12 protein-coding genes are annotated in these 12,497 nt (G+C 66.5%); 8 read left to right on the forward strand and 4 right to left on the reverse strand.

Annotated features, from left to right (window positions below):
* The 4 genes from KGQ19_RS51790 to KGQ19_RS08500 form a co-directional block, all read right to left on the reverse strand.
* Positions 1-1,227, reverse strand: coding sequence for a cytochrome P450 family protein (locus KGQ19_RS51790; RefSeq protein ID WP_212008540.1), 1,227 nt, complete (start codon positions 1,225-1,227; stop codon positions 1-3).
* The gene (locus KGQ19_RS08490; protein ID WP_212008541.1) at positions 1,224-2,471 is read right to left on the reverse strand and encodes an MAB_1171c family putative transporter; all 1,248 of its coding nucleotides are present in this window, start codon (positions 2,469-2,471) and stop codon (positions 1,224-1,226) included. The genes KGQ19_RS51790 and KGQ19_RS08490 overlap by 4 nt, the downstream gene beginning before the upstream one ends.
* Positions 2,468-2,866 carry a hypothetical protein gene (locus tag KGQ19_RS08495; RefSeq protein WP_194893299.1) on the reverse strand — a complete coding sequence of 133 codons (399 nt, stop codon included), beginning with the start codon at positions 2,864-2,866 and terminating at the stop codon, positions 2,468-2,470. Before KGQ19_RS08495 ends, KGQ19_RS08490 begins: the two co-directional genes overlap by 4 nt.
* A 193-nt stretch (positions 2,867-3,059) precedes the next feature.
* A complete protein-coding gene (locus KGQ19_RS08500) occupies positions 3,060-3,590 on the reverse strand; it encodes a helix-turn-helix domain-containing protein (protein ID WP_194893298.1) in 531 nt (176 codons plus the stop codon).
* Between the two features lie 233 nt (positions 3,591-3,823).
* Here KGQ19_RS08500 and KGQ19_RS08505 point away from each other — a divergent pair, with 233 nt between their 5' ends.
* From KGQ19_RS08505 to KGQ19_RS08540, 8 genes are read left to right on the forward strand one after another with little or no spacing between them, the layout of a single operon-like run.
* Positions 3,824-4,147 (forward strand): hypothetical protein, encoded by a 324-nt coding sequence (locus KGQ19_RS08505; RefSeq protein ID WP_194922733.1) that lies wholly within the window; start codon positions 3,824-3,826, stop codon positions 4,145-4,147.
* A 44-nt stretch (positions 4,148-4,191) separates the two neighbouring features.
* Entirely contained in the window at positions 4,192-4,911 is a 720-nt protein-coding gene (locus tag KGQ19_RS08510; RefSeq protein ID WP_212008542.1) for a hypothetical protein, read from the forward strand.
* Complete coding sequence (locus tag KGQ19_RS08515; RefSeq protein WP_212008543.1) at positions 4,908-6,293, forward strand: hypothetical protein; 1,386 nt, start codon at positions 4,908-4,910, stop codon at positions 6,291-6,293. The genes KGQ19_RS08510 and KGQ19_RS08515 overlap by 4 nt, the downstream gene beginning before the upstream one ends.
* 5 nt (positions 6,294-6,298) lie before the next feature.
* Positions 6,299-7,825 (forward strand): SCO6880 family protein, encoded by a 1,527-nt coding sequence (locus KGQ19_RS08520; RefSeq protein ID WP_212008544.1) that lies wholly within the window; start codon positions 6,299-6,301, stop codon positions 7,823-7,825.
* Between the two features lie 2 nt (positions 7,826-7,827).
* Positions 7,828-9,351: a putative type IV secretion/conjugal transfer ATPase gene (locus tag KGQ19_RS08525; protein WP_212008545.1), complete on the forward strand. Its 1,524-nt coding sequence runs from the start codon at positions 7,828-7,830 to the stop codon at positions 9,349-9,351.
* Between the two features lie 21 nt (positions 9,352-9,372).
* Positions 9,373-11,205: a type IV secretory system conjugative DNA transfer family protein gene (locus tag KGQ19_RS08530; RefSeq protein ID WP_212008546.1), complete on the forward strand. Its 1,833-nt coding sequence runs from the start codon at positions 9,373-9,375 to the stop codon at positions 11,203-11,205.
* A complete protein-coding gene (locus KGQ19_RS08535; protein ID WP_212008547.1) occupies positions 11,202-11,993 on the forward strand; it encodes a hypothetical protein in 792 nt (263 codons plus the stop codon). The genes KGQ19_RS08530 and KGQ19_RS08535 overlap by 4 nt, the downstream gene beginning before the upstream one ends.
* Before the next feature lie 45 nt (positions 11,994-12,038).
* The gene (locus KGQ19_RS08540; RefSeq protein ID WP_212008548.1) at positions 12,039-12,491 is read left to right on the forward strand and encodes a hypothetical protein; all 453 of its coding nucleotides are present in this window, start codon (positions 12,039-12,041) and stop codon (positions 12,489-12,491) included.
* Positions 12,492-12,497 lie beyond the last annotated feature (6 nt).

The raw sequence follows: 12,497 nt of genomic DNA on the forward strand, positions 1-12,497 counted from the left end.
TCAGGCGGGCTGAGCCGCGAAGGTGACGGGCAGTTCGGTTAGGGCGTGTTGGCGGTGATCGGGCTTCCACCGCAGTTCTTGTTCCGGGATGGCGAGCCTGAGATTCGGCAGCCGGCGCACCGCGGTCCACAAAGCGGTCCGCACTTCCATCCGTGCGAGCGGGGCGCCGAGGCAGTAGTGCGGTCCGTGGCCGAAGCCGAGGTGTCCGCTGCTGGCGCGATCGAGGTCGATGGCGTCGGGGTTGGTGATGTACTGCGGGTCGCGGTTCGCCGAACCGATCGCGAGTAGGACGGTGTCGCCCGCCGGCACGACTCGCTCGCCGACGCGGAGGTCTTCGAGGGGGAAGCGTCGGATGGCGGTGAGCATGGGTCCGTCCCGGCGTAGCAGCTCTTCGACGAGTGCGGCCATGCGGGGCGTGTGCGGATCAGGTTCCTCACGGACGAGGTTGGCTAACCCAGGTTCGCTGAGTACGGTCGCCATGGCGTTGGAGATCAGGTGCACCGTGGTCTCGAAGCCGGCCCACAGGATGAGGAAGGCCAGCGAGGTCAGCTCATTCTCGGTCAATCGGTCGTCACCATCCCGCGCGGTGATCATCGCGGTGAGCAGGTCGTCGGCGGGCTCGGTGCGTTTGCGATTGATCAAGGCCACCAGGCAGGCATGCATGCCAGCCACAAGGTCGCGGGTGGAGGGGCGATTCGGATCGTTCGGCGTCATCAGCGAGCGGGTGTAGGCCTGGAACGCGGCGCCGTCCGATTCCGGGATCCCGAGCAGGTCGCAGATGACGACCACGGGCGTCGGAACAGCGAGTTCAGCGACGAGGTCGGCACGGCCGTTCGGAACGATCGCGGCGACGAGGCGGTCGACGGCTGCCTCGACGCGCTCCCGCTGAGCTTCGACGCGGCGCGGAGTGAAAGCGGAGGAGACCAGGCGGCGCAGCCGTGCGTGTGCCTGGTCGTCGACGTTCATCAGGTGCTCGTCGAGTGCCGGGGGTAGACCGAAGCCCTGGTAGCCGTGACGGGAGTTGCGCGCTTCGATGGACATCCGCGGGTCGGAGAGCAGGGCCTTGACGTCGTCGTAGCGGCTGATCACCCAGACCTGCCCGCCGCTGGGCTTGACCGCTTGGTGGGCGCCGCCGGCCTCGCGCAGCCGCGCGTACGAGTCGTACGGGCATCCGGACAGGTGTGGTGCCATTTCGATCGGCTCGGTGAAGGGCTGGTTGGTGGTCACGCGATACCTCCGGTCGGGGTCAGGTCGGTGTCGGCGATTTCGCGACGACTCGCCGTATGCTTCACGAAGTGTTTGGTGACCTTCAGCAGCCACGCCAGTTCGGCATCGAGGTCAGCGGGGGAGTTCCCAACTGTGGGTGATACGGGCCGGTCACGTGCCACCGCGGCTTCCCGCGCGTCGAGCGCACCATGAATCTGTTGAGCGGTGACTGCGGCGTCAAGTTCGTCGCCTGCGAGTCCGTGGCCAGCTAGGCACGCGCGAAGGAGCTCAGAGTGCGCGGTGTCCTGGTACGGCCGAAGGGTGAGGATTCCATCGCGGATCTCGACGACGCGTCGCGCGACGTGATACTCCACATCGCTCAAGACGCGGGCAGCCGTGCGCACTCTGTTCAGGACGCTCCCAGAACCGAGGCTTCGCGGGGCATCGAAGGCAATGGAGGAGTCCAGTGTGTAGAAGCTCGCCCAAAGCGGACGCAACCGGATGTAGGCCATCAGGCGCCGTGAACGTTGAGCGAGCGCGGAGATGCGCGGTCCCCACCAGTGCAGGGTCAGACCGATCATGACCAGAAGTGCGCCGAGTCCAGCGCCGACTTCGGCGACGTTTTCCAACGGGGAGATGTCGACGTCGGCAAGGGCGGCGGCGATGTCCGCCAACCGAGTGATGCTGTAGAACAGTCCGATCGCTGCGCCGATGCTCGCCGTGATCAGCCCGGTGCGGAGCCAGCTGGGGCTCATCACCTTCGAATACCGGCGGCACAGGCGGATGACCTCGACTTCGGCGGTCGTGTAGGTCGTCAGGTAGATGACGAGGTAGGCGTCGTACTCGACCGATCCGCCGTACCAGTCCTTGAACGACTGCTGGAGATGGTGCGTCGAGTCGCTGTGCACGAACAGCGTGATCATCGCGGTGAGCACCACAACGACGGTCGAAATCGTGACCTTGACATGGCGCCGCGCTCGATCCGGGGCGTATGACCACAGCTGTAGGAGGGCAAGTTGGCTGGCGCTGTAGCACACGACCAGGCACATAGTGATGAGCGTGTTCGACTCGGGCAGGCCGGTCCAAGCATCGGTCCGGTTCCAGACCTCTGACCATCCGGCGGTGAAAATCAGCGCGAAGGACAGATAGAGGAACCAGGCGGCCAGACGCGCCGGTTCCTTGAGGATGGCAGAGAACCGCTTTGCGCTGGAGAACACGACCGCCCAGGCGAACAGCGCAGCCAGCGGATACAGGGTGGTGTTCATCGCTCACCTCGCGACAGAGAAGTCGTGATGCGCGCGATGGCTTCATCGGCGCTGGGATCGGTGGCGCGCGGTACTTCTCGAAGCGGTTGGCGTCCGATCCGGCGCAGGATCAACGTGGCGATGAGCTCGGCTTCGAACTCGTCGTCCTCGGCGTATGAGTCGCGGCCGAGCACTCGGAAGACATCGCTGACCTTCATGCCGGCCGCGATGGTTCGCGCCAGGTCCTTGCTGAGCTCCTTGCCGGGCACGTGGGCGCGCAGGATGTGCCCGATCTCGTGGAAGACGATGTGCTGCTGGTGTAGCAGCGAGGTGTCCTCTTCGTAGAAGACGTAGTCGGCGTTGGACGTTCTCATCCAAGACCCGCACAGTCCGCCGATCACCATCGATTGCGACATCAGGACGATGCTTCGGCCGATGTGCTGGCCGAGTTGTGCACAGAAATCCTGGAGATCGAACGGGGCGGGAAGGTCGAGGCCGGCGACCAGCGCAGAGCACTCGCGGCGCGACTGCTCCCGATTCACCGCAGGTCACCCGGTGCTCGAAGCGGCACGAACTCGCGCCGCAGCGGGGTGGAGCTGCGGTCGAGTGCTACTCGCCCGTGTCCGGCGGCGATTCGGCCGGAGGTAGTCCTTCGACCTCGCGCACCCGGTCGATCATGCTCAAGACCAGCTTGACGCTCTCCGGCGGCAGCCCGACCGTACGCATAGCCACGTCCTGGACGCCGGCGTGCTGGAGTGCGGCAACCAGCTTGAGCTGATCGTTCGTCTCCTCGGTGTCCTCGTGCTCGTCGAAGTACGACAGCGGTACTCCGAAGAACTTCGCAAGACCCTGGACCGCGTCCATCATCGGGTTCGTTCTGACCCCGTTGACCAGTTGCGACAGGTAGCCGACCGAGATCGATGCGCCGCCGGCATCCTCGATCGCCCGAATGGCCTCCCGGTAGGAGTACTTCTTGCCGTCGGGCTTGCGCTTGTTCTCGAAAAGGTACTGCAGCCGCTCCGCGATGACGCCTGGGTCGGCCGTGCTGTGCTGCGGTGACGGGTCGTCGGGCGGGGTCGGTTCGTCGGTCGCAGCAGGCGCTGCCGGCTTCTCGCCCGCTCCCTTGGCCTGCTTGCTCATCGACTGCCCTTTCCCGGTGTACGAGCTGCCCGATTGCTGTCCGCTCAGGTGAACACTGCTGGGTCATTTCAGCTTACCCCGTTCGCTCCAGTTGACGTGACCGATTTAGCACAGCTTATGGTGGTTTCATGCTGTTCGCAGAGATGAACAGTTGGCCCGCATCCGAGGACCGCTCGAGATGCCTCGGCCGGATCCGCGAGGCGTTTGCGCCTCGCCAACCACCTAAGGAGCAGGTGAAGGTCATGATCGGGATGCTCATTCAGCAGGCCGCAGTCCAGGTGCTCAGCCACGCCGCCAGCGTGATCCCCGACCCGCCGCCGGCGGCGCCGGTCGGATCGGGTGCGATCGCCACTTTGTTCTCCTGGCTCAAGTGGGGCGCTCTGACCTGCTGCGGAGGGGCGGCTGTCATCGGCGGCTGCATGATCGCCGCCGGCAACACGTCGCGTCGGGCCGAGATGGCCGAGCGCGGAAAGGTCACGCTGTTCAGCTCCGTGATCGGGGCGGTCGTGGTCGGGGTGGCGGTGGGCCTGATCACTGCCTCCTACGGCTTGAGCTAGGGCCGCCACCGATCGCATGCGTATCGCCATCACCAGGAGTCACAATGCGCAACCTTATCGGCGCAAAGCGCCTAGTTCCGGGAGCTTTCGCTGCCGGTGTCGTGCTGGTCATCGGGGCAATCGCGGTTCCGCTCATCTGCGCCCGGGATGGCAGGAACGCAGGGAACAAGCCTGCGATCCCGGCGTCTCCTTCATCCCCTGCCGTAGCCCCATCGGGCGCGATTTCCCTGGTCCAGGGCGCCCGCACTGCCGCCGGCATCCAGGTCGGCTTTCCGCACACGACAGTCGGCGCGGTCAGCGCGGCGTCGGAGTATGTCGATGCCGCGGCATCCACGCTTGACCCGGACTACGCCGCGTCGGTGATGCGCGTAGCCGGCGACCCGGGCAACACGGCCCTGCCATCGAACCTCGCCACGAGCATCGGCAAACTTCGGGCCGCCCTACAGCTGCGGCCCGCCGGGCCGTTGGATCCGCCGGTGACGTTCCAGACCACGGCGCAGATGTATCAGCTCCGGAACGTCGCGGCAGACGACGTTCTGGTGCTCCTGCTCACCGACAGTACGTTTATCAACGCGCAGGGCGGGACGGCTCAAACCACCGGCGTATTTCCGGTTCAGATGCGCTGGATCGCGGGGGACTGGAAGATCGGAGCCGTCGGCCATACCGACCAGGACTACTCCGCGCTCGTCGCTACCCCCGATACCCAGGCAGCAGCGAGCCATGGCTGGCTTGCCCTCGTAGGCGCCCCGGGCGGTGCGTCGTGATTCCCGTGGGAGTGGTCTTCGAGCCGCCCGGATCGGGCTCCGGATGTCTTGACGGAGACATCGGCAAGTGCCTGACAGATGTGGCTGCGCTGCCGGGCAAGGCAGCCGAAGCCGTCACCTCTGGGGCGGCGTCCGCGGTCAGCGGCGCGGTCGGTGACGTGGCCAGCTCAGCGTGGGATTCGATCTGCCAGTCCTTCGCCGGCGCCTTCACCACGGTGTTGAAGTGGTTCGGCGGCGTATTCGCCTCGATGCCCGACCCAGACCTCGGCTCGATCCACGGGGTCTACGCGATCAGTCTGACGCTCGGCATGATCGCTGCGGTGTTCTTGTTGGTGCTGCAGGCCGGCTCCGTAGTGTGGACCCGCTCGGGTGCGCCGCTGGCCCAAGCGTTGACCGGACTGCCCAAGGCAGTGCTGGCCTCGCTGCTCACCCTCGCCGTCTCCGGTCAGATCATGGCAGCCTCCGACGACCTGGCGAACTGGATCGTGTCGTCCAGCGGCAGCAGCATGACGGGCTTCACTCAGCGGCTGACCACCTTGCTTGCACTCAGCGCGCCGCAGGGGCCTGCGACTCCGTCGGTGTTGCTGCTTCTCTTCGGCCTGATCGGCATCGTCGTCGTGCTGTTTCTGTGGCTTGAGCTAGTGCTGCGCAACGCAGTGTTCTGCATCTTGGTGGCAGCCGCGCCGATCAGCGCGGCCGGTCAGATCGGCTCCTCGACCCAGGAGTGGTGGCGCAAGCTGGTCAAAGCCGGCGTCCAGCTGGCCATGGTCAAGCCGGTCATCGCGCTGGTCTTCGTCATCGGCTTCGACACAACGGGAAACGCCACCGGCATCACCGGGGTGGTATCTGGGATGGCCGTGCTCTTCATGGCTGTGTTCGCCTGGCCCGTCATCGGGCGGCTGTTCACCCTCACCTCGGCCTCGGTGGGCGGGGCGATGGGCGCGGGCGCGTTGGTCGGAGCGGTCGCCAATCGCACTGCGGGCGGCGGACCTGGTATCGATCCGTCTGCTTTCGGTCAGTTCTCCGAGCGCCAAGCCATGTCGGCCAACGCCGCGCGAGGCGCTGGGGCTGGCACGGCTGGTGGTGCCGGCGGGGCCGGCAGCGCGGCGGTTGGCTCGGCGGCCGGTCCTGCCGGATTCGCGGTCGCCGCGCTTCAGACGCTGCACAAGACCATCAACGCGGTGGCCTCGCGAATGGAGCAGCAGGCCGGACACGCAGGGCTGGAGGGCGCGAATCCGACGGCGTACCCGGCCGGATATCCGACGTACGGCTCGGTCCGTATGCCCCAGAGGGCGATCTCAGGTGGTTCGAATAGCACCACGCCTTCCGGGTCTGAGACTGCGGATCCGACCGGCGGTGCTGCAAACAGCGGGAAGGCGTGATTGACATGTCTGTACATACTCCCGCCAGGACTTACGCGGGCTGGCAGCACGAGAAGGTCAACTTCCTCCTCGGACTCTCTGGCCGTCGCGCCGTTCTGGTCGGGGCCGCAGTCTTCCTCGGCCTCCAACCGCTCGCCTCCGGCCACGTCGCCGGCGCCATCGTGTTCTGGCCCCTCGCCCTCATGCTGGCCGGATGTGCCTACATACGCGTGGCGGGCCGCACCCTCGACGAATGGATGATCACAGTGGTCTCCTACAACCTGCTCAAGCTTCGACACAAGACTGTCTTCCTGTCTGGTGCGTTTGCTCCAGAGCGTGGCGTTGAGCCCTCCCGCTTGGACCTGCCCGGCGTTCTTGCTTCCCTGAGGATTCTCACGGCCCAGGACGGCGTGGGCCGGGATATCGCGGTCCTGCATCACCCTCAGGCCTGTACCTACACGGCCGTGGCGGCGGTCGATCCGGCCGGCTTGGGCCTGCTCGATGCAGATCGCGCCGAGGCGATGGTTCAGGCGTGGGGCGAAGTCCTCGCCTCGCTGTGCACCGAGGAACAGCCGATAGCCCGGGTCCAGTTCGTCTCACGCACCGTTCCGGAGACCGGGGGAGCGCTACGTTCCTGGCACACCGGCCACCTCGATCCCGCCGCCCCGCTCGCCTCGGTCATGGCGAACGAAGCACTGCTCGCCGCCAGCCCGGCTACGTGCCGACGTCAGATGTGGCTCGCCGTCTCACTCGATGCCAGACGTGCCCTGGTAGCGACACGTGCGGCGGGCGGAGGCGAAAAGGGAGCCTTTCGTGTCCTCGGACAGCAAGTACGAGCTCTTAGCCCTCAGCTCATGGGCGCGGGTATCACGGTCGCGCGTTGGCTGGACTCGCCGGAGCTGTCCGAAGTCATCCGCACCGGGTTCGACCCGCACGCCGCGGTCATGCTCGACCAGCGCCGCGCAGCGGCGGACGAGCTGACAGACCGCGGTGACCTTCCTGCCGTCCGAGCAGGTCTCGACCCGGCGGTCGCCGGCCCGACCGCCGCCGAGAACTCGTGGTCGTCATACCGACACGATGGTGCGGTCTCGGTGACATACGCGATCCATGCCTGGCCGATATCCCCGGTCTACGCGACTGCGCTGGCATCGCTGCTGGCCGACGCGACGCATCGGCGCTCGTTCTCGTTCGTCGTCGAGCCGCTCGGGCCGCGAGCGGCGCAGAAGGCGGTGATGGTCGAGCGCACGAAGCGCGAGGTCGGTATCAGATTGCGTGCTCGTACCGGTCAAGCCGTCTCCGCATCTGAGCAGGTGGCGCTCGATCGGGCCGCGGCCCAGGATGCCGAGCACGCACACGGGTCTGGCTTGTGCCGGTTCACCGGCTACCTCACGGTGACGGTCGACGATCCGGACGAGTTGGCAGACGCATGTGTGCAGGCTGAGGCTGGCGCGGCGCTGGTCGGGATCGAACTCAGGCGAATGTATGGCGCTCAGGACACGGGTTTCGCCATGACTCTCCCTGTTGGTCTCGGCCTTCCGGCGAAGCGGTGGTGAGTATGATGCGCACCCCTGCGACCAGGCGTCGCCAGCGCGATGCCGCCATGAGCCTTCCAGCTGTCGCCATGACTGACCTTCGGCCTCTCGTCCCCGCCGTTCTCCGTGCCACGGAGGCCACCGCAGTCGACCGGGGCAAGCCACACCGCGCTGGCGGAGCTCCGCGCCGCGGGACCAATCGGCCGTACTCCGGCCGCGCCGTCCGTGCACCGCAGCCTCGGGTCTACCGAGCCGCAACCGCACAGCTCGCCGGGCTCTACCCGTTTCTCTACGGCGGCGGCATCCCGGCGATCGGACCCTACATCGGCACGAACCTACTCACCGGCGCGGCGTTCTCCTGCCATCCGATCGCCTGGCTCAACGCCGGACTGATCACCAACCCCAACGTGCTGTTCACCGGCATTCCCGGGGCGGGCAAGTCCGCGCACATCAAGGCTCTTTCTCTCCGGCTGATGTCCTACGGCGTCAAGACTCTCGTTCTCGGCGACCTGAAGAACGAGTACAGGGAACTCGCGCAGGGGCTTGGTGTGGAGCCGGTCCAACTGGGCCCGGGGCTGCCCGCCCGGCTCAACCCACTCGATGCCGGACCGCTCGGTGAAGACCTGCCCAGTGATCCTGTCGAGTTGGAGGAACGCCTGGCCGAGATCCACCGGCGACGGCTCACGTTGCTCAACGCCCTGCTGGCCACGAAGCTCGGGCGCCCGCTGTCTCCGACGGAAGAGGCCGCAGTTTCGCTCGCCATTCACGAGGCGACGGGACATGCCCGCGGGGCCACTCGCCTGGTGGATCCGACATTGCCGCAGGTGTGGGCCGTACTTCGAGACCCAACGGACGAGATGGCCCAGGATCTACGGGTCCGCGGTGGGGATGCCGAGGAACTACGCGAGCTCGTGCGACCGGTCACTGATGCGCTCCGTGCCATGGTCCACGGTTCTCTCTCAGGTCTGTTCGACGGCCCGACCACCGTTGCGCTCGACTTCACCGCACCGATTCAGACCGTCGATCTTTCGCGGCTCAACGGGCGGGGGGACGAGACGATCGCGATGACCCTCGCATGCGTCTCCTCCTGGGGTCAGTCCGCGATCGACGATCCCGCGGGCCCGGTGCGTTTTGTCGTGCGCGATGAGCTGTGGCGGGCAATGCGGATTCCCGCGATGGTGCGCAAGCTCGACGGTGACCTGCGTCTGTCTCGTGCTACCGGCACGATCCAGGGCCTCGCCACCCACCGGTTGGCCGACTTCGAGACTGTCGGCGCGGCCGGCAGCCCGGAAGCAGCCATCGCGGCGAACCTCATTGCCAGCTGTGACGTGCGGGTGTGCCTGGCCCAGGACGTCGCTCCGCTCGCGATGACCCGCGACGCCATTGGGCTGACAGGCCCCGAATGCGCCTACATCGCCTCCTGGGGCGCGGCGCATATCGGCCACGCACTCTGGAAGGTCGGACGCCATCACTCGGCTGCGGTTCGTCTGGAACTGACCCCTCTCGAACGCGAGTGGTTCTACACCAACCAGCGGATGTCCGCCTAGACGGAAGGAGGCTGGTCCACGATGGGTTCACGTTCTGACGGTCCGTCTCCTGCCCGGCATCTCGTGCATGATGGCAAGGACTTGGTTCTCATGATCGCGGTTGGCGTGCTCATGATCGCCGGGTTCGGTACCTGGATGTGGGGCGAAGCGGCCGGGCTATTGGCGCAGGGCGGCCTTCCCCACGTTTCGCCCTCGGGGAGTCTGTCGATCGTCCTGCGCCTGCCCGGGCATCTGAGCGATCCGCGCTCGGCTTGGCCGACCGACGTAGCCGCAGTACTTCCTGGGCCCGCATGGTTCTACGGCGCGGGTTGTCTTCTGCTCGTCGCTTCCGCCGGATTGACGGTGGTCGGTCTTCGCCTGTGGGGTCGCTTTAAGCGACGTGATGACGGATTCGCTACGCGCAAGGAACTCACGGTCCACTTGGCCGCATCGGCGGTCATCAAGCGCGGGCCGGTGGTGCGCCCGAGCTTGAAGAAGACCCCGTTCGGGCTGACCGACGTTGGGCTGCCGCTCGGCGACTCCGTACCCGACAAGCTGAAGCTGGCTGTGTCGACGGAGGACTCGGTCGTCGTGATCGCTGCTCCCCGTCAGGGCAAGTCTTCGCAGGTGGTCATTCCATGGGTGCACCGCTGGCCGGGGCCCGCGCTGGTCACGTCGATGCGGATGGATGTGCTGCTGGCCACTGCGGCGTTGCGGAGCGAACAAGGCCTCGTCGCGGTCATGGCTCCGACTGGGATGACGTCGTGGCCTTCGATGGTCCGCTGGTCGCCTACCTCTGGTTGTAAGAACCTGGACAAAGCTCGTGAGCGAGCTGAGGTGATGGTCACCGTCGGGCGCAGTGAGAAGCAGGACTCATCGAACGCCGGGTACTTCGGTGCCAACGCTACCAACTTGCTCACCTTGTGGTTGCATGCCGCCGCGCTCGCCGGCCGCTCCATGCTCGACGTACTTGCCTGGTCCCTCAACGATCGCGACGACACCCCGGTCAAGCTCCTGCGTGATCACCCGGCTGCCGCACCCGGCAGTGCTCAGTTGCTCGACGGCCTCTATCGAACGCCGCCGGAGACCAAGTCCGGCCTGTGGACCACCGTCCAGACGGCGCTGGCCCCGCTGCTCTCGCCGACCGCACAGGCCACGTTCTGCCCGGAAACCGAGTCTGACGGCTTCGACCTGGAAGCGTTCCTGCGTGCGAAGGGGACCATCTACCTCCTGGTCGAAAGGAAACAAGCGAGCGCTCTCGCGCCGCTCATCGCGGTGTTCGTTGACGAGCTGATCGAGACCGCGAAGCGCATCGCCGACACGATGCCGGGCGGCCGGCTCGATCCGCCGCTTGCCCTGTTCCTCGACGAGATCGCCAACGTCGTCCCGCTCCCGTCCCTGCCCGACCTGATGTCGTTCGCCGGCGGTTCCGGCATCTTCATCGCAGCCATCCTCCAGTCCCGTGCCCAGGCCGAAGCTCGCTGGGGCGCGGAACAAGCCGCGATGCTCTGGGGCGCCGCGACCGTGAAGCTCATCCTCGGTGGCCTGTCGGGCAACGAATTGCGTGATCTATCGGAGAACTTGGTGGGCGAGTACGACCGGCACATGACCAGCTACCAGCGCTCGGACGACGGCTCGATAACCACCGGTACCTCGATTCAGCAGCACAAGACCATGACTGCCGAGGACATCCGCACGCTTAGCTCGGCCGACCGCGAGGCGCTGGTAATCCACGCCACCACTCCAGCGGTGAAGATCCGCATGACCCGGCACTACGAGGGTCCCGACGCGGCGCTATACGCCAACGCGGAAAGGGCCGCGTACACAGTCCTCGCTGAGCATTCCGCACCAGTGATGAAGGAGGAGATCCCGTGAGCGCCTTCGACGAACGCCATGCTGGGCCGCCGTCTGTCGCCCCGAACGCCGGACGTCGGATCCGCGGCCGGCCCCGGCAAACCGCGAGCGGCCTGACACGCAGGACGCGGGGCACGCCGAAGGCCGCGGAGGATGGTGAGGGCCAGACCGGAGCTGGTGGTTCTCATCGATCGCTGTGCGAATGGCACGCCATGACCGAGCCGGAGTACACCCTGGCCTGGGAGCAGCTGCGCAACTGGACCGCGTGGCTTGTCGGTCGCTACCGCTTGGTTCTCGAAGATCGGCTACCCGGTTGCTGGCCACAGCACCCAGAACTCATCGAAGAACTCTGGGCGCTGCGCGCTTGGCGAGCGGAGGCTTACGGGCCCGAGGGCGCTGGACAGTCAGCCGTCTACTGGCATCAGGCTCTTGTCACCTTTCTTGGCCACGTTTCGATCTGGTGGGCTGGCGGTTGCAGAGCCGGTCACGCGAGCCCTAACACGGATCTCAGCACCGAGCAGACCGGTAGGTGGGTGGGCGCCGACCCGCTGGCCGGGATTCCGCAGCCGCTGCGCCCAGCCTCCTCCGAAACCGGGGCGATCACCATGCCCGAACTCAACATGCTCTCCGGGGCGCAGATGCGTGCCCTGACCAGGGCCGGACTGGCTCATCCGCAGCACGCGAGCATCGCTGCGTTCACCTACTACGACGGTTCTTGGTGGGCCATCGCCCCCGCCGAGGACGAAGACGCGATGTGGTTCCGCGCCGACCACACGGAGCTCGCCTTCGACAGCACCTTCCACCGTTAGTCCATTGTCACCACCTGAAACGCCGAACTGAGATCGAGGACTCCCATGACCACCACCGAATCCAGAGCCAACCGGGCAGACCACCAGGCCTATATCGAGGCGGTGCGCGTCGCGCTGCTGCTGGAAGACATTCGCGTCGGTGACGCGACCTTCAACACCGGCACCGTCCGCTCGGCCTCGATGACGCTGCTGCCGCCTGACGACGACTTCGATGATCCCTGGCATCACACCTTCGTCAGTGCCGAGCGCGTGGAACTGCGGTGGACCGAAGAAGACGGCTGGTTTCTGCTGGCTCTCCACGCCGGTGCCGGGAGGCGCCTGCCGACGATCTGGCGCGCCGGCTTCGGGGCCGTCCTGCCCGCCAACGAGATCCGTGCCTGGCTGGCGGTACTGCTGACCATGCCCGGCGTCTCGCCGAGCCAGGACGACGGTCCCTACCGCTCCCACCAGTCGGACGATGCCGCGTTCGAAGCCTCCCTCGCCTTCTACGCCATCTGAGCCGCC

Origin of the sequence: Catenulispora pinistramenti, assembly GCF_018274385.1 — a bacterium.
In the GTDB taxonomy this organism is placed as follows: domain Bacteria; phylum Actinomycetota; class Actinomycetes; order Streptomycetales; family Catenulisporaceae; genus Catenulispora; species Catenulispora pinistramenti.